Annotated in this window: 14 protein-coding genes; 7 read left to right on the top strand and 7 right to left on the bottom strand. The window is 37.9% G+C overall.

The window, feature by feature from the left end; translation table 11 throughout:
* Nucleotides 1–164: 164 nt before the first annotated feature.
* The 5 genes from pyrG to BM179_RS01465 all read left to right on the top strand — a co-directional run bounded on the left by pyrG (nucleotide 165) and on the right by BM179_RS01465 (nucleotide 8,058).
* Nucleotides 165–1,814 (top strand): CTP synthase, encoded by a 1,650-nt coding sequence (pyrG, locus tag BM179_RS01485; RefSeq protein WP_092011052.1) that lies wholly within the window; start codon nucleotides 165–167, stop codon nucleotides 1,812–1,814.
* 217 nt (nucleotides 1,815–2,031) lie between these two features.
* A complete protein-coding gene (gene yidC / locus BM179_RS01480) occupies nucleotides 2,032–3,876 on the top strand; it encodes a membrane protein insertase YidC (RefSeq protein ID WP_092011050.1) in 1,845 nt (614 codons plus the stop codon).
* A 209-nt stretch (nucleotides 3,877–4,085) separates the two neighbouring features.
* Complete coding sequence (locus tag BM179_RS01475) at nucleotides 4,086–5,693, top strand: ABC transporter substrate-binding protein (RefSeq protein WP_177219271.1); 1,608 nt, start codon at nucleotides 4,086–4,088, stop codon at nucleotides 5,691–5,693.
* 48 nt (nucleotides 5,694–5,741) lie between these two features.
* Entirely contained in the window at nucleotides 5,742–7,031 is a 1,290-nt protein-coding gene (hemL, locus tag BM179_RS01470; RefSeq protein WP_092011045.1) for a glutamate-1-semialdehyde 2,1-aminomutase, read from the top strand.
* Nucleotides 7,032–7,098: 67 nt separating this feature from the next.
* A complete protein-coding gene (locus tag BM179_RS01465; protein WP_092011042.1) occupies nucleotides 7,099–8,058 on the top strand; it encodes a glycosyltransferase family 2 protein in 960 nt (319 codons plus the stop codon).
* Nucleotides 8,059–8,114: 56 nt separating this feature from the next.
* Here BM179_RS01465 and rfaD read toward each other — a convergent pair whose 3' ends face one another.
* The gene (rfaD, locus tag BM179_RS01460) at nucleotides 8,115–9,080 is read right to left on the bottom strand and encodes an ADP-glyceromanno-heptose 6-epimerase (protein ID WP_092011039.1); all 966 of its coding nucleotides are present in this window, start codon (nucleotides 9,078–9,080) and stop codon (nucleotides 8,115–8,117) included.
* Between the two features lie 471 nt (nucleotides 9,081–9,551).
* On the opposite strand from rfaD, the gene BM179_RS01455 reads away from it, so the two are divergent.
* Nucleotides 9,552–9,971, top strand: a complete 420-nt coding sequence (locus tag BM179_RS01455; protein WP_092011036.1) for a 6-pyruvoyl trahydropterin synthase family protein — start codon at nucleotides 9,552–9,554, stop codon at nucleotides 9,969–9,971.
* A 76-nt stretch (nucleotides 9,972–10,047) separates the two neighbouring features.
* Nucleotides 10,048–11,157 carry a lipid-A-disaccharide synthase gene (lpxB, locus tag BM179_RS01450; protein ID WP_092011033.1) on the top strand — a complete coding sequence of 370 codons (1,110 nt, stop codon included), beginning with the start codon at nucleotides 10,048–10,050 and terminating at the stop codon, nucleotides 11,155–11,157.
* Nucleotides 11,158–11,189: 32 nt separating this feature from the next.
* Here lpxB and BM179_RS01445 read toward each other — a convergent pair whose 3' ends face one another.
* From BM179_RS01445 to BM179_RS01420, 6 genes are all read right to left on the bottom strand, one after another.
* Nucleotides 11,190–11,759, bottom strand: coding sequence for a 1-acyl-sn-glycerol-3-phosphate acyltransferase (locus tag BM179_RS01445; protein ID WP_092011030.1), 570 nt, complete (start codon nucleotides 11,757–11,759; stop codon nucleotides 11,190–11,192).
* Nucleotides 11,760–11,851: 92 nt separating this feature from the next.
* Complete coding sequence (locus BM179_RS01440) at nucleotides 11,852–13,021, bottom strand: site-2 protease family protein (RefSeq protein WP_092011028.1); 1,170 nt, start codon at nucleotides 13,019–13,021, stop codon at nucleotides 11,852–11,854.
* An 87-nt stretch (nucleotides 13,022–13,108) separates the two neighbouring features.
* Entirely contained in the window at nucleotides 13,109–13,726 is a 618-nt protein-coding gene (locus BM179_RS01435) for an HAD family hydrolase (RefSeq protein ID WP_092011025.1), read from the bottom strand.
* Between the two features lie 64 nt (nucleotides 13,727–13,790).
* On the bottom strand, nucleotides 13,791–14,741 hold the full coding sequence (locus BM179_RS01430) for an acetyl-CoA carboxylase carboxyltransferase subunit alpha (RefSeq protein WP_092011022.1): 951 nt from the start codon (nucleotides 14,739–14,741) through the stop codon (nucleotides 13,791–13,793).
* A 281-nt stretch (nucleotides 14,742–15,022) separates the two neighbouring features.
* On the bottom strand, nucleotides 15,023–16,462 hold the full coding sequence (locus BM179_RS01425; RefSeq protein ID WP_092011018.1) for an MBL fold metallo-hydrolase RNA specificity domain-containing protein: 1,440 nt from the start codon (nucleotides 16,460–16,462) through the stop codon (nucleotides 15,023–15,025).
* Between the two features lie 267 nt (nucleotides 16,463–16,729).
* Nucleotides 16,730–17,398: a CAP domain-containing protein gene (locus tag BM179_RS01420; protein WP_092011015.1), complete on the bottom strand. Its 669-nt coding sequence runs from the start codon at nucleotides 17,396–17,398 to the stop codon at nucleotides 16,730–16,732.
* Nucleotides 17,399–17,404 lie beyond the last annotated feature (6 nt).

Here is a 17,404-nt window from a genome sequence, read left to right as displayed (position 1 = left end):
TTCTGAAATTATTTTACTCAAAAACAACCTTTTTATGTTAAATCTTTTTTAACCGCTAAGGGTTTGATAATCACAGTAAATGAAAAAACTATCGGTGACAGCATTAAATTTTTAACTAAAAGTACTAACTTTGTATCCCGTAACCAAACTAATGCAATCCAACAATGTCTGGTAAAGGGCAACCCAAGACCGCAAAATATATCTTTGTTACGGGCGGTGTAACTTCTTCTTTAGGGAAAGGCATAATTGCCTCTTCTTTAGCAAAACTCCTTCAAGCCAGAGGCTTATCGGTAACAATTCAAAAATTTGATCCTTATATTAATATTGACCCGGGAACATTAAATCCTTATGAACACGGTGAATGTTATGTAACAAATGATGGTGCCGAAACAGATCTTGACTTAGGGCATTATGAGCGTTTCTTAGGAACGCCGACTTCACAAGCTAACAACATCACTACAGGTAGAGTTTATTACAACGTTATTACAAAAGAGCGTAAAGGTGATTTCTTAGGTAAAACAGTTCAGGTAGTACCTCATATTACTGACGAAATCAAACGTAATATTCTTCTTTTAGGAGAAACCGGTAAATTTGATATCGTAATTACTGAGATTGGTGGCTGCGTAGGTGACATTGAGTCTTTACCTTTCATTGAGGCTGCCCGTCAGCTGAAATGGGATCTTGGTGATCATAATACACTTTTCATTCACCTGACTTTAGTGCCTTATCTTACTTCTGCAGGGGAGTTGAAAACCAAGCCTACACAACACTCTGTAAGACAACTTTCAGAATCAGGAATTCAACCGGATATTCTGGTATGCCGTACAGAACATCCTCTTCCGATTGAAATGCGCCGTAAAATTGCTTTGTTCTGTAACGTTTCCCAGAATGATGTTATTGAAGCAATGGACGCTGAGACGATTTATGATGTTCCTTTATTGATGAAAAAGGAAAAATTAGATCAGCGGGTTCTTTATAAACTGGATATTTACAATGATAAAGATGCTGATCTGGAGCAATGGAAAAGTTTCCTCGGAAAATTGAAAAATCCTACCGAGCAGCTGAACATTGGTCTGATTGGTAAATACGTTGAATTAAAAGATTCATACAAATCAATCGCAGAAGCCTTTATTCATGCCGGAGCGCTTAATGAAACAAAAGTAAATCTTCACTGGATTTCTTCTGAAACACTGGCAGAAGATGATTTCGAAAAAAAACTTCAGGATCTTGACGGTATTTTGGTTGCACCGGGTTTTGGAGAAAGAGGAATCGAAGGAAAAATAAATGCTGTGCGCTATGCCAGAGAGAACAAAATTCCATTCCTGGGAATTTGTCTTGGTATGCAATGCGCCGTAATTGAATTTTCAAGAAACGTTTTAGGTTTAAGTGAAGCACATTCTTCTGAAATGAATGCTGATACTCCTGATCCGGTAATCGCCTTGATGGAAGAGCAGAAAAATGTTACTGAAAAAGGTGGAACCATGCGTTTGGGAGCTTATACCTGTAAACTTGAAAAAGGATCAATGGCTCATCATATCTACGGTAAACTGAATATTCAGGAACGTCACCGTCATCGCTATGAATTCAACAACAAATACCTTGATGATATCAAAAAGCATGGATTGATGCCAACGGGGATTAATCCGGATTCAGGATTGGTTGAAGTAGTTGAACTGAAAGATCATCCATTCTTTGTGGGAGTTCAGTTCCACCCTGAATATAAATCAACTGTTATTAATCCGGCTCCGCTATTTGTTCATTTTGTGAAGGCCGCTTTACAACATTCAATTCCATTAATGAAGGGGGCTAAGTAACCATTTATCAAAAAAATAACAATCCCTTCATAAGAAGTTTGTAATTTTGCACCGCCAAAGGTTTTTCCGATGGCGGTTTTAATTTATAAATAGTAGTCATTGATCAGAATATATATTTCAAATCAGACTTAACTCTCTGATAATCTTAATATAAAATATCAGTTTTCATCATCGGCAACTATTCACCAATTACTACATAATTCATAATTCAATTAAAATGGATAGAAATTCCGTTACAGGTATTGTGTTGATTCTGGCCATGCTGCTGGGGTATCAGTTCTTTTTTGCCCCGAAAGAGGCTCCCAAACAAACAGAAAAAGCCCAAACTTCTCAGGTTAAACCAGCTCCGGGTGTTCCTGCACCTTCTTCTGATACCGTTGCGCTTAAAGCTGCGGCCGGAGCATTCTCCAATGCGGCAACCGGTGTTGCCAAAGACATTGTGCTGGAAAACAAAGACATTAAGGTCACCTTAAATACTCAGGGCGGTAAAGTAAAACAGGTTCTTCTGAAAAACTACAAAACGTATGCTGATTACAATAATGGCAAAAACTCACCTCTGGTGATTTTTGACGAAGCTTTTGATAAACTTTCTTTCGAACTGCCAACCACTCAGGGAAATGTTGACATTGCCCGACTTTTCTTCACTACCAATTCCACAGGGGGAGTTGTGGCTGATGGTAAAACTACTTCTGTAAGTTTTGTTGCTCAGATCGGGCCAAATCAAACCATCGAACAGGTTTATACTTTAGCCGGAAATGGATTTGAACTGAATTATGATGTAAAACTTTCAGGTTTGAATGGCATACTTAAAAATGAAAATGCAAAATTCAACTGGTTAGAAAATGTTCGCCTGACTGAAAAAGACATTACAGAAAACCGTAAGGCTACTGTTAATTATCTGATTAACGACGGAGAAGAATTTGATCAGTTATCTGAAAACCCGACCTCCCCTGCAGATGCTTCTGTGGATAAGGCCGTAAAATGGATTACTTTCAAGAAAAAATACTTCCTTTCAGGATTTATTACCAAGAATGCACCAATTCAAAAAGCGCAGGTTTTCTCCATTCCAAATGTCAATGATTCTTTAAATATCAAGACCTTAAGAGCCGGTATGGAATTATCACTGGCAGATCTTGAGTCAGGAAAAGGAAATTTTATTCTTTTCTTCGGACCTAACGATTACTCAAAAATCAAAAACGTTGCTCCTTCTTTCGGTAAGAACGTTAAATTGAGTTACGATATCTTCCTGCCAATTACAAGGTATGTATTTGTGCCCCTTTTCAGCTTTTTAGAGGGAATCTTCTCTAATTACGGTTTATTGATTATCGCATTGGTTTTCATCATCAAGATGGCTCTTTTCCCATTGACTTATAAATCATATGTTTCAATGGCTAAAATGCGTATTCTTCAGCCTGAATTAGCTGCTATCAAAGAAAAAGTAGGTGATGATGCTGCCAAAATGCAACAGGAGCAGATGAAATTGTACAATGAGGTTGGCGTCAGTCCGCTGAGTGGCTGCGTTCCTGTGCTGGCTACCATGCCTATTCTCATGGCTGTCTTTATGTTATTCCCGAACCTGATAAATTTACGACAGGAATCATTCCTTTGGGCAAATGACTTATCGACTTACGATTCTATTCTTTCTCTGCCTTTTTCTATTCCTTTCTATGGAAACCATGTGAGTTTGTTCTGTTTATTAATGACGGTTTCTCAACTGGCTTACGGATATTATAACAACCAGATGACTCCGGATCAACCAGGTCAGCCTATCAATATGAAAACGATGGCTTACGTTACTCCGGTAATTTTTATGTTTGTTATGAACTCTTTCCCGGCTGGTCTTAGCTTTTATTATTTTGTTTCAAACTTAGTTACGATCGGTCAGCAATTGGCTATCCGTAAATTTGTTGATGAAGACAAAATCAAATTGGTTCTGGAAGAAAATCGTAAGAAAATCGCAGCTGGCGGTGGCAAAAAATCAAGATTTTCTGATTATTTGCAAAAGCAGTTAAAAGCAGCTGAGGAAGCCCAGAAAGCTTCAGAAGGTAAAAAGAAAAAATAATTGAAAAGCAATATTTTCAAAATGAAAGCGAAACGGTGTTACCTCCGTTTCGCTTTTTCGTTTACAGGAAGTAAATTCTGCCAACAGTTTCCCCTGAAACCGGAAATCCATTCAACCTTTCACTAAAAAGCGTAATTTTAGAAACTTTTCATTCAGTCAGAATGCTTAATCTGCGTATCTTTGCAGACAAGCTGTTAAAATACCACAAAATGAAAAAACCTGTTTTCTGTTTTTTTCTCCTCTTCTTCATCAATACATTCCAGATGCTGGCACAGACCGGTTTTGCGGAATATGAAAGTAAATACAATAAGGCTAAAGGCTTTTTTGACAATGGTGATTTTGAAAGAGCCAGAGGTGAATTCAACCTGTTGGGCAATACCAGATATGATAATGCTCTTGTGCCTTTCTCCATCTACTTTAAAGGTTTGTCTTTATTAAAGTTAAATAAAAATACCGAGGCAGGTCATGCACTAAAGAGCCTGCTTTATCGCTTTCCTAATTGGGAAAAGACAGATGAAGTGAAATATCTTCTGGTATATATCTCTTTTGAAGATAAAAACTATGCCGACGCTTTCAGTTATGCTAAAGAAATTAAGGATGAAGACGTTTTGAATGATCTTGATGAATTGAAATCGGGTTATATCAACCAGATCTCAGACATGAATGTCTTATCTGAGCTGAATAACAAGTTTTCAGATGAAAAAATATCCAAAAGAATCAAATCATTATCTTCCATTCCGGAAGTAGATAATCCATCTAAATGGACCAAAGGCTATTTCAATATTGGTGCTTTGTTGCCGATTGATATTAAAAATCTCGACCCCGACAAAGGCCACAGAAATAATCAATATGCGCTGGATATGTACCAGGGTATGAAACTCGCAAAACAAAAACTAGGTTCGGAAGGAGTTACCGTTAATCTGTTCGTCTATGATATGGCAAATGATTCGGACGAAATGCTGAATCTGATTAATAATGCGCCCTTCCAGCAAATGGATGTGTTATTCGGTCCCTTGCACACTGAAACCAATAAAATCGCCACAATTTATAGTGAGGAAAACAAAGTACCAATTATCAACCCTCTGACAAACAATGCTCAGTTGATTTATAAAGTGCCTTATGCTTTTCTTTCCCAGCCCTCTAATGTAACCCAGGGAATTAAGGCGGCTCAATTTGCGGGTTCGCATGCTTTTTCAGGAAGATCTGTTGCCATTTACTATACAAGTTCACCAAATGATTCCATAACAGCGACGACATATCGTCAGCAAATCGAAAAATCAGGCTTTACCATTGTAGATTTCAAAAAAGTTCCGGCTACATTGGAATCCATATCAGCAGCCCTTCAAAACATAGCTGATAAAGCAATCGGTCATATCTTTTTAGCCAGTGAAGAAAAAAGAGCAGGAAATGCGATGCTGTCTGCAATGGATAAAAACGGCATAAATGTTTCACTTTTTTCAACGATTGAAGCTTTTAACAAAACTAATCTAAGTGCAGGAATGATGAACAATCGTGAGATTTATTGCATTGATCCTGAGTTCATTGATACAGAAAAACCAGAGGTTGACAGCTTCAGAAAAACTTATATGGCACGTTACGGTGTAATACCGTCATTTTATGCCCATATTGGTTATGACTCAATCTTATTCTGGGGCAGAATTTTCGGTCAGTACGGAGCAAAATTCAGAAAAGGACTTGACTCCCAGCCATATGTTGACAACTTTACACTCTATGGCTTTGACTATCAGAAAACAAACGATAATCAGAATGTTCCGATAACAACATTCCAGAATTACAAATTTGTTCCGGCCAGATAGTACGCAATATTCATCACAGTAACATCAAAAACAGCATCATTACAATTCATGAATACACAAATCAGTGAACAACTTTTTCAAAAAGCCCAAACACTCATTCCGGGTGGTGTTAACTCACCGGTAAGAGCGTTTAAAGCAGTTGGAGGTAATCCGCTTTTCATCAAATCAGCTAAAGGAGCCTATTTATTTGATGAAGATGGCAATAAATATATTGAATTAATCAATTCGTGGGGTCCGATGATTATCGGGCATGCTCATGAACTTATTGAAAAAGCGGTATCTGATGCCATTCAAAATGGTTTCTCCTATGGAGCGCCTACCAGAAGAGAGGTTGAAATTGCTGAATTGATTGTGTCAATGGTGCCTTCTGTAGAAAAAGTTCGTCTTGTGAATTCAGGAACTGAAGCTACTATGGCAGCAATCAGAGTAGCCAGAGGATACACAGGAAAAGATAAAATTATTAAGTTTGAAGGTTGTTATCATGGTCATGGAGATTCATTTCTGATCGCCGCAGGTTCTGGTGCTATTACGCTTGGTGTACCGGATAGTCCGGGCGTTACCAAAGGAGTGGCAAATGATACCCTTACAGCTCCATTCAATGATCTTGAGGCTGTTCAGACACTCATTGAGGCCAATAAGGGCAATATCGCCTGTATTATTCTTGAACCGGTAGTCGGCAACATGGGACTTGTTATTCCAAAAGATGGCTTCCTGCAAGGGCTTCGGCAGCTTTGTGATAAGGAAGGTATTGTACTGATTTTTGATGAAGTAATGACCGGATTCAGGCTTTCCAAAGGTGGTTATCAGGAAAGAACGGGGATTATTCCTGACTTGACGACTATGGGTAAAATCATCGGAGGTGGTATGCCGGTTGGTGCTTATGGCGGTAAAAAGGAAATTATGGATCGGGTAGCTCCTGCCGGACCTATTTATCAGGCTGGTACACTTTCCGGTAATCCTATCGCTACAGCAGCCGGAAAAGCAATGCTGACTTATCTGAATGAGCATCCTGAAGTCTATACACGTCTTGAAGAAGCCGGAAATACACTTACCGCCGGTATTCGTTCAAATATGCAAAAATTAGGACTTAATTATACACTAAATCAGGTTGGCTCTATGTTTACACTTTTCTTTACTGAAAAACCTGTAAACAATTTTGATGATGCAAAAACTTCTGATACTCAGAGATTTGGTCAGTATTTTCAGGCGATGTTAAAAAGAGGCATTTATCTTGCCCCTTCTCAATACGAAGCTATGTTTATTTCAACTGCTCTGACAGATGAGCATATCAATACAATCGTAGAAGCTAATTATGAATCATTAAAAGAAATTATCTAATTACACAGGCAGGATTGGCCCATATCAGATAAAACTGATGGAAGGCCAATCTTTCTTTTTTTGATTTATGAAGAAGTTTTCTGTCGTTATACCCGTTTACAACCGCCCTGAGGAAATTCAGGAATTGCTTGAAAGCCTGACTTCCCAGACTTTTCAAAACTTTGAAGTCCTTATTATTGAAGATGGCTCAATCAATAAAGCTGATAAAATTGCAGCTGAATTTGCGACCAGGCTTGATCTGAAATATTTCTACAAGGAAAATACAGGACAGGGATTTTCAAGAAATTATGGTTTCGAGAGAGCTTCCGGAGATTATTTTATTGTTTTTGACTCTGATGCGGTAATCCCTCCGAAATATTTTGAAACAGTCGATAAATATCTGACTCACACCCCTTTAGATGCCTTTGGTGGTCCGGATGCTGCAAGCCCCGACTTCTCTCCTCTTCAAAAAGCAATCAGTTATTCCATGACTTCTATTTTTACGACAGGCGGAATCCGTGGTAAGAAAAAAGGTGTTGGTAATTTTCAACCCAGAAGCTTTAATATGGGTATTTCAAGGCAGACTTTTGAAAAGACCGGAGGATTCGCCAAAAGGGACATGGGGGAAGATGTAGAATTCAGTTTGAGAATGCAGTCCTTAGGACTGAAAGTCGGCTTGATTGAGGAAGCTTTCGTTTATCATAAACGTCGGGGAGATTTCAGGGCATTTTTTAAACAGGTTTTCTCTTTTGGAAGAACCAGAATTCTTCTTAAAAAATATAATCCTGATATTCTAAAACTCATTCATGCGTTTCCGGCGGTCTTTACAATCGGATGCCTCTTAATTCCTGTTTTCTACCTCACATTTAAACCTTTCTTCTATGCAGGAATGTCTATCTTATTGATCTACAACCTGTTAATACTCCTTGACTCAAGTCTTAAGCATAAGAACATTTACATAGGATTTCTTAGTCTGGTAGCTGTATATGTTCAATTGGTCGGTTATGGACTGGGGTTTCTGAAAGAATTATTGCTGCCCTCAAAATAAAAAAGTAGAAGAATTTAAGTTCTTCTACTTTCATCTATAATCAAACAGTATAGTTTCTACAAATAAGTATCTTTAGATAAATAGTTCTTCACGTAATCCTCAACACCTTCCTCTAAAGTATGAAATGGTTTTTCATATCCGATTGATTTCAGTTTCGACATATTTGCCTCTGTAAAATACTGATACTTGTCGCGGATATCTTCAGGGGTATCGATAAATGAGATATTTGGTTCCAGATCCAAAGCACTGAAAGTATTTTTAACCAGGTCAAGGAAAGTTCTGGCTTTACCTGAGCCAAGGTTATAAATTCCGGAATCACGTCTGTGATGCATCAGGAACAAACAAACCTCGATCAGATCCTTTACATAAATAAAGTCTCTCATTTGTTCTCCATCCTTATAATCAGGATTATGAGAACGGAATAATCTCATTTCACCACTTTTCTTAATCTGGTTAAAAGTATGCCAGATTACTGATGCCATTCTGCCTTTATGGAATTCATTCGGGCCATAAACATTGAAGAATTTAAGACCAGCCCAGAAGAAAGGTTTTTCTTCCTGTTGAAGCGCCCAGATATCGAAATCGTTCTTAGAATCTCCGTAAGGATTCAATGGTTTCAACTGAGGAATTAAAGATTCATTATCATCATACCCTAATTCTCCCAAACCATATGTAGCAGCAGAAGAAGCATAAACTAAAGGAATCTGATAATCATGACATTTTTTCCAGATTTTTTTCGAATAATTAAGATTCAGCTTATTGAAAATTTCAACATTGAATTCAGTCGTATCCGTTCTGGCACCGATGTGAAAGCAAAATTCTACCTCCTGATAATTAGCATCCAACCATTCAAAAAAATGTTCACGATCAACACGTTCCTGAATTTTCTTACCTTCTAGATTTTTATTTTTTTGTTCGTCCGAGAAATCATCTACAGCAATAATATAGTTGAAGTTGTCCTGATTCAGTCTTTGAATAAGGCAACTCCCGATGAATCCTGCGGCACCTGTGACAATAATCATAAATGTGTGTGTGTATTCTTGTGAGTGGTCGATGGACTATTCTCTGTTACTTTTTGCAATTATAAATAAACAAAGGTAACGATTGATAAATTTTGAACTTTAAACTCTTTTAACAATGGCTTAACAATGCTTTTCTTAAAAGTAGTGAGCAAAATTACCTAATGCCCGACTATTTTCCTATACACTGTTCAATGAAAAAATATAAATTTTCCAAGTTGTGCCAGTATTGTTATACATAGAATGATTGTTCATACAATAAATATTTAATTCATTATTCTGACAAAAATCATTTTAAAACGTACAAATGAGGCAGAATTTCTGTTTTAGAGCAATGAAAGCAAATGAAATAAAATTCAACTTTTTTGTGAATTGAAAACCTCGTAACTTTGCAGCAAAGTTAAATTTTTTGGCTTAAAACTGCTATTGTTTTCCCAGTTTCAAGCCTTCACATCTAACACTGAAAACAAGGCAATGGTTTACGTAAGTAGGAAAGAACATTTCAATGCCGCACACCGGCTTTACAATCCAAACTGGACTGAAGAAAAGAACCGTGAAGTTTTTGGCCCATGTGCCAATATTAACTGGCATGGTCATAATTTTGAATTAATTGTTACGGTAAAAGGGAAACCTGATTACGATACAGGCTTCGTAATTGACCTGAAAGTATTGGGAGACATTATCAAAACAGAGGTAATTGAAAAAGTAGATCACAAAAATCTTAACCTGGATGTTGATTTCATGCAGGGAAAAATGGCCAGCTGTGAAATTTTTGTCATGGAAATCTGGAATATCCTTGCTCCTAAAATCGAGGCAGCCTCTTCAACTGCTCGTCTTCATAGTATCCAGTTGTTCGAAACTCAAAAGAATTTCGTTGAGTATTTCGGAGAATAACATATTAAACAAGCTGAAATCAAAGGCGATTTCAGCTTGTTTAATCCTCTGATTTTATTAAAACTTCATAACAGGAATGAAATACTACATCATTGCAGGGGAACGTTCGGGCGACTTACACGGCTCTAATCTCATTAAAGGAATCCTGAAAAATGACCCTTCTGCTCAAATCAGAGCCTGGGGAGGTGATATGATGGAAGAGTCAGGAGCTGATCTTGCAAAACATTACAGAGACCTGGCTTTTATGGGCGTTGTTAAGGTAATTCTTAATTTACCCGTTATTCTGGGCTTAATCCGTTTCTGTAAGAAAGATATTCTTGCTTTTCAGCCTGATGTAGTTATTCTGATTGATTATGCCGGTTTTAACATGAGAATTGCTGAATTTGCCAAAGGCAAAGGCATCAGGACATTCTATTACATTTCTCCGAAAGTTTGGGCCTGGAATCAGTCAAGAGCCCTGAAAATCAAGAAATTTGTAGACCGGATGTTTGTGATTTTCCCATTTGAGAAGGAGTTTTTCAAAAAGTTTGATTATGAGGTAGATTATGTCGGAAATCCCTTGTTTGATGCCATCTCAGATTTCAGACCTGATCCGGATTTTAGAAAAAGTGCCAGACTGGGTAATAAGCCTATCGTTGCATTGCTACCCGGAAGCCGGAAACAGGAGGTTTCAAAGATTTTGCCTCTAATGCTATCAGCAAGTTACGAATTTCCAGAATATCAATTCGTTATAGGTAGTGTATCTAATCTTCCCAAAGAGCTTTATGCCCGATGGCAGAGCATTTTTCCGGTAAAAATTGTGGAAGATTCTGCGTATGATTTACTTTCAGTAGCAGAAGCAGCTTTGGTAACTTCAGGAACAGCTACCCTGGAGACAGCCATTCTGAATACCCCTCAGGTTGTTTGTTATAAAACCGACCCATTATTCTACCGTATCGGGAAAAAGGTTATCAAAGTAGCTTATTTATCCCTTGTAAATCTGATTGCCGGAAGAACCGTCGTTACAGAACTGGTTCAGGGAGAGCTTAACAATGAAAATATCAGGTCCGAGCTTGGAAAATTATTGAAAAACCCTGAAGCAAGAACAGCTCAGCTAGATGGATATGAGCAGGTCAGGACACTTCTTGGTACGAAAGGTGCTTCGGAAAAAGCGGGAGAACTTATGGTTAATTACCTGAAGCAATGACACTTACAGATTCCTGGAAAAGTTAACATTATTTATTTCGACTTCGCTGTCTCAAGATAATTCTTTATCCAGCTTTTCTGCACACCTCCTATTGTACTGTAGAACCGGGCAATAGCCCCCATATCTTTGTCAAAATCTCCTGTTAAATACAAAGGGGCTGCCAAAACTACTTTTTTCCCCGGATAATCAAATCCTACCATGATAACGGGGATGCTCACCTGCAATGCCACATAGTAAAATCCTGTTTTAAGTTTTTCAACATCCTTCCTCGAACCTTCCGGAGTAATTACCATAAACAATTCTTCCTGAGTATTGAATATTTTTGCGATTCCGTCAACAAGATTATTACTTTTAGACCGATCGACCGGGAATCCTCCCAATGCTCTGAAAAACCAACCGAATGGCGGCTTAAAAAGCTCTGCTTTTCCCCAATAGCCCATCTTTACTCCTAAAGAGGCTCTGGCGCCTACTCCTACCGGAAAATCCACCCAGGAAGCATGCGGACAAACAATAAGCATTCCCTTCTTTAAAGAATAGTCGAACTTACCGTCTATTCTCCAGCCAAAAAGTCTGAAAAGGGCACTAAAAAGCCAATTAAACATGGATCTCTATATATTTATTAAAGCGATATCGCCTTTACAAACATAATAAAATGTATATTGTTTTGAAATATTTCAAGAAAATATATTCGATTTTAAGGCATTTGCATAAAAGGCTGCGGAGAAAAACAAAGAATAAAAATAAGCAGGGAAATCCAACCGAGTAATTTTCGTTTCCAGTCTAACGGTTCATCAATTTCAACTTCCGGATGGTAAACCCCCAGTATTCTTCCCAAAAGAAAAACAAAGAGCAGAAAACCTGAGAATCCCTGTGTTCCGGCCGGCAAAAAATAGCTTAATACAATTTGAAAAACGGTAACAGCAAGCGCTAATACCCATGAAGTCATCCTGTTTTCAGGATTAATACGGGAAAAGCATATTTGAAGAAAAAAGATATAAATGACAAGCCACATGAACGAATCCATATCACTTTCTGCATTTGAAAAACCCTGAATTGTAAATAAACCGTAGCCTGAATATGTAGTAAAAATGATAAACAAAACCGGAGAAATTCTGTTAAACCACTTTTTACCGATCAGTCCGTAAAGAATATGTCCCCCATCTAATTGACCAATCGGAATCAGGTTCAATGCTGTAAAGAATAAAGCCAGATACCCGGCCATAAGGAAGGGATAATGGGTTATTTCAAAAATATTAGGTAATAAAGCAGGATCTGCCACATACTTTTTAAAAAACCAGAACAGCAGGTTATCTCCTAAAACCAGACTTCCGGACATGTTTTTAGCATCATAAACATGTTTAGCATAATCCAGACCATACTTCATATATTCTGGATGAATACTGAATATATAATGAGCCGGAGGTAAATGTGTAAACCCATACCATAAAACCCCAAAAGCTACTACAAAACCTGCCAAAGGACCTGCTATGCCGATGTCAAAATACTGAAGCCTGGATTTGGTTCTGTCTAAGATACGAATTACAGCCCCCATTGTTCCGATACTAAAACCTAAGCTGCTAAACCAAACCGGAATATAATAAGGCAAGGTTGCCCTGATTTTGTAATGCCTGGCCGTAAAAAAATGACCAAATTCATGGGCGGTAAGAATACCGATAAAAGGAAGAGAATATTGCAAACCCTGCCAGATTTCGTCTAAATGCAGTTTCGCCGCTTCAGGCAGCTGATCTCCGATAAAGGGATAGAAAAAGTACCTTCCCGTCATCCATTCTGCCCCGGCAAATGTGGTTGTAATCAGTGTAACGATAAATAGTATAATCTGTATTAAAACTGTCTTCCGATTCATATCAAATTCGTTTTAGCGTAAAGCTGAACGATTTTCCTCTGTTACACGCTACTATCTATATGGTTTAAATGTTAATCAGAAACTGATTTAGTACTCCTTCAGTCTCTCTAAAATACCCACAGGCGGCTGTATGTGTATGATGTTAATACCAAGTTTTGCTGCGGATTCAACATTTGCCTGAAGATCATCTACAAACAACGTTTCTTCTGCGATAATTCCTGCATCCTGCAAAACCTGCCTGTAGATTTCCGGATCCGGTTTTACTTTACCCATTTCATAGGAAAGGAAAACAATCTCAATAAAATCACTGAAGTGCTTCCTTCCGGTACATCTTTCCAGGATTTTCTCAACATCTACAAAATGAATGTTACTGGTATTACTAAGAATAAAAAGTCGGTATTTCCGGCCAAGGTTTTCTATAAGTTCTATCCGTTTCGGATCAATTTCCAGAAGCAAGGCATTAAAGGCCAGGTCTATTGCTTCATCTGAGGCAGAAATGGACAATTCTTTACGAATTAAATCTCTGAATTCAGCATCGGTGAAATGACCTGTTTCATAGCCAATCCAAAGCTTCTTTTCTTTGATCAGCTGTTCAATTTCCTGCCAGGAATATTTATTGGAAAGTGTCGCAAAAGCTTCATATGTCTTTTGCGGAAGAATATCTATAATTACGTTTCCGAGGTCAAAAATGATATTTTTAATCATAGATTTAAAGAAATTAAAAATACCGGACGGCAGATTTTGCCATCCGGTATTTTAAGAATTCTGATTAGATAACGACTCCCATTTTACCAAATTTCTCAATTCTCTGTAAAATTCTTTCGCGGGAAGGTATATTATTGAGTTCTTCCAGGGTTTCAAGAAGAACTTTTTTAACCGTTTGAGTAGCCAGTGCATAATCAAGATGAGCTCCTCCCAAAGGTTCAGGAATGATACCATCTACCAGCCCGTTTTCAAACATATCTTTGGCAGTAAGTTTCAATGCTTCTGCAGCCTGCTCTTTAAAATTCCAGGTTCTCCAAAGAATAGTTGAGCAGTTTTCCGGAGAAATTACTGAATACCATGTATTTTCAAGCATCAATACTCTGTCACCGATTGCGATTCCTAAAGCTCCTCCGGAAGCTCCTTCTCCGATAATTACACAGATAACCGGAACTTTGAGCATAAACATGTCACGGATATTTCGTGCAATGGCTTCCCCCTGCCCTCTTTCTTCTGCCTCCAGACCCGGGAATGCACCTGGTGTATCAATGAAAGTGATAATAGGTTTTCCGAATTTCTCAGCCATTTTCATCAATCTCAAGGCTTTTCTATAGCCTTCAGGATTTGGCATACCGAAATTACGTTTTTGACGCTGTTTTGTATTTCTTCCTTTCTGCTGACCAATGATCATGAAAGTCTGATTATCGATTTTTCCAAATCCTCCGACCATCGCTTTATCATCACCAACAGTTCTGTCGCCAAAAATTTCGATGAATTCATCGCAGATATTTTCGATATAATCGAAAGTATAAGGGCGATCCGGATGACGGGAAAGAAGAACTCTTTGCCAGCGGGTAAGGTTCGAGAAGGTTTCTCTTTTAAGATCTTCAATGCTGTTTTCCAATGAGGCGGCTGCTGCACTTACATCCACATTATTTTCTACTGCCAGCTTTTTCATTTCTACCAACTTGGCTTCCAGGTCGGCAATGGGTTTTTCAAATTCCAGAAGGGTTTTCATTTTTGAATTTTCAATTATCGGCTACGGTTCCAAAGGATTGCCAATTCGGCCGATTATTACTCTGAATTGTGTTTCGTTCCCAAAGTTAGATAAAAAGAGAAACTCTAGGATGTAATTATTGTATTTTTCAGTTAGGCAGAGGTATAATTACCAAGATTCATTCAATAAATTATCAAAATAATATTATTTAGGTTTAAATCTCAGAAAACCTTCGTCTCAATAATCTGAATTTACTGATTTATAAAACCTCTTTTTATGGTTTATTCTACCCGGTTCCTTTCTTAAAGTTCAAAACTCTCTCCCTTTTCCGGAATTATGACATCATTATAACCTTCATTATTCAATGTTTCTTTAAAGACTTCCATACTTTCAGGCTCACCGTGAATCAAAAATATTTTTTTAAGTTTAGCGGGAGACTGATATTTCACGAACTTCAGAAGATCGTTTTTATCTCCATGTCCGCTGAAAACGTCTATTTTCTCAACATTCGCCATCACTTTAACTTCCTGGTCTTTAATTTTGATGGTTTTCTGACCATTCATCAAACGCCAGCCCAGGGTACCTTCAGAGGCATAACCTACTAACAGAATAGTACAATACGAATTATTGATATTTGCTGCTACGTGCTGCTCAACTCTCCCTCCTGCAATCATTCCTGATGAGGAAATTATAATGCATGGTTCGCCGTAATTTGAGATGGCTTTACTCGACTTCTCAGACTGAATATACTGGAGATTTTCGAAATCAAAAAGGGTATCATTCTCTTCATAAAACTCCTGGGCATCTTTATTGAGTAATCTGAGATTTTTCTGATAAACTTTCGTAGAAGCATATGCAAGCGGGCTATCGCTAAATACCTTAATAGGTTTTATTCCGCGTTCCGAATAAAGTCGGTTAAGGGTATATAACAAAGCCTGTGTACGGCCCACAGAAAAGGCAGGAATAATTAACCTTCCGGGCATATTGATGCAGGTTCGGGTAATTACATCTGCCAAAGCATCTTCGGGAGACATTCTGTCTTCATGTTCTCTCGCTCCGTATGTGGTCTCGCAAAGCATATAATCTACTTCCGGAATCTGTTCAGGATCGATATGCAGCGGGTAATTCCTTCTTCCGATATCTCCTGAGAAACAAATAGTCTTTCTTTCACCATTATCTGTAACGGTAAGAATAATATGCGCCGCACCGAGTAAATGACCCGCCGGAATAAAAGTTACTTCAAGTCCGTCTCTGATCTTAAATTTTCTTCGAAACTGAATTGTTACAAAGTTATGCAGTGCATCATTTACGTCTTTTTCAAGGTACAAATCGCCTTTTTTAAGCAATCTGTCCATTTTCTTAGCTTTCTTTCTGCTTTCTCCTTCTGCTTTTTTTATCTTTTTCAAATTCAGAATGGCCGCATCATGAAGCAGTAAATCTGTAAGCTCAGCCGTTGCCGAAGTACATAATACCTGCCCTTCATAACCTTCTCTGTATAACATAGGTATATTTCCCGTATGGTCAATATGTGCATGTGTTAACAAAACAAGATTAATCTGTGAAGCTTCAAACGGAAAAAAAGACTGAGAAGTAAGAGGTTGACCGTAATCAATTTCTCTTTCCATATCAGTACCGCAATCAATGAGAATTTTGTAATCATCAAAGGTCTCGGCAGATCCCAGTTCGAGCAGATACATGCTCCCGGTAACTTGCCTGGACGCTCCCCAAAAAGTTAATTTCATGTAATTAATTTATCTCTTTCTTAAATATATATATAACTGAGCAATTCTCAGTACGATTCCAATCGAAGTCTCCTTAAGGAAGTTTATACAGAAAAATCTGAAATTATTTTTCTGATTTTTACTAACAAAGGCTTAAAATTAACATAATTCGGCTAAAAATGAATTAATCCGGCCTTTGCAAATAAAAAACATTTTTCCGAATCCTGAGAATCAAATAATTAGAATGCCTTTGTTATAAATGTTTTTTCAGGCAGGAGGATTGATTTTTCAAAGCCTTCCTCCAAAATCCTGAGTAAACCTGCCGAAATGACTCAGGGCTGATTTTAAAGGATTCCGGCAAAGTCTGCCTGAACAACCGATATATTGAAGTTTGGGATTGAGAATATTTTTCCGATGTGGCTTTGAATCCATCCAACCCGCTACAACTGTTCTTGCCAGCTCCAGATAGGTCAAAACAGGAATAATACGCCCGGTATCACAATTATAGAAAACAAAGTCTCTGCCGGCTGTTGCAGGAGTATAACAAAATCTGCCGGAGATATTGAGGAAGTCTTGCTGTGCAATATTTTCTGCCATTTCAGCAAACTCTCCTTTCTGGAGAAAAACCCGGTCATAGAAATGCTTTTTGCTAAGGGTGTAAGGATTATCATGTCCGTAAAAATCCTGTCGGATCATATCCTCAGAATGTCCGGAAGAAGCCTGATAAAGAGAAGCCGAAAAAATGAAAGGGTTTAATCCAAACTTAAGACGCTGTTCATTAGTGGCCTGAAATATGGCAGCATCCAGCAATTCGTAATCAGGATTTGAAGGAATTATCGGGCTGTTTACTTCCTGTAACTTAAAAAATGAAACAGCATTCAGTTCATATAAATGCTGTTGTGCGTAGCTTCGGGCAAAGATGTTGACAAAAAATAATAGCAAAAAAGATTTCTTCATTCGTTT

The sequence above is a fragment of the Pseudarcicella hirudinis genome (genome assembly GCF_900115665.1).
Classification (GTDB): domain Bacteria; phylum Bacteroidota; class Bacteroidia; order Cytophagales; family Spirosomataceae; genus Pseudarcicella; species Pseudarcicella hirudinis.
The sequence above is the reverse complement of the archived record's forward strand: the minus strand, read 5'-3'. Positions and strand labels throughout refer to the sequence as shown.

Coding starts and splice junctions, on each gene's coding strand:
- pyrG (WP_092011052.1), top strand. CDS start 165: ATGTCTGGTAAAGGGCAACCCAAGACCGCAAAATATATCTTTGTTACG.
- yidC (WP_092011050.1), top strand. CDS start 2,032: ATGGATAGAAATTCCGTTACAGGTATTGTGTTGATTCTGGCCATGCTG.
- BM179_RS01475 (WP_177219271.1), top strand. CDS start 4,086: ATGAAAAAACCTGTTTTCTGTTTTTTTCTCCTCTTCTTCATCAATACA.
- hemL (WP_092011045.1), top strand. CDS start 5,742: ATGAATACACAAATCAGTGAACAACTTTTTCAAAAAGCCCAAACACTC.
- BM179_RS01465 (WP_092011042.1), top strand. CDS start 7,099: ATGAAGAAGTTTTCTGTCGTTATACCCGTTTACAACCGCCCTGAGGAA.
- rfaD (WP_092011039.1), bottom strand. CDS start 9,080: ATGATTATTGTCACAGGTGCCGCAGGATTCATCGGGAGTTGCCTTATT.
- BM179_RS01455 (WP_092011036.1), top strand. CDS start 9,552: ATGGTTTACGTAAGTAGGAAAGAACATTTCAATGCCGCACACCGGCTT.
- lpxB (WP_092011033.1), top strand. CDS start 10,048: ATGAAATACTACATCATTGCAGGGGAACGTTCGGGCGACTTACACGGC.
- BM179_RS01445 (WP_092011030.1), bottom strand. CDS start 11,759: ATGTTTAATTGGCTTTTTAGTGCCCTTTTCAGACTTTTTGGCTGGAGA.
- BM179_RS01440 (WP_092011028.1), bottom strand. CDS start 13,021: ATGAATCGGAAGACAGTTTTAATACAGATTATACTATTTATCGTTACA.
- BM179_RS01435 (WP_092011025.1), bottom strand. CDS start 13,726: ATGATTAAAAATATCATTTTTGACCTCGGAAACGTAATTATAGATATT.
- BM179_RS01430 (WP_092011022.1), bottom strand. CDS start 14,741: ATGAAAACCCTTCTGGAATTTGAAAAACCCATTGCCGACCTGGAAGCC.
- BM179_RS01425 (WP_092011018.1), bottom strand. CDS start 16,462: ATGAAATTAACTTTTTGGGGAGCGTCCAGGCAAGTTACCGGGAGCATG.
- BM179_RS01420 (WP_092011015.1), bottom strand. CDS start 17,398: ATGAAGAAATCTTTTTTGCTATTATTTTTTGTCAACATCTTTGCCCGA.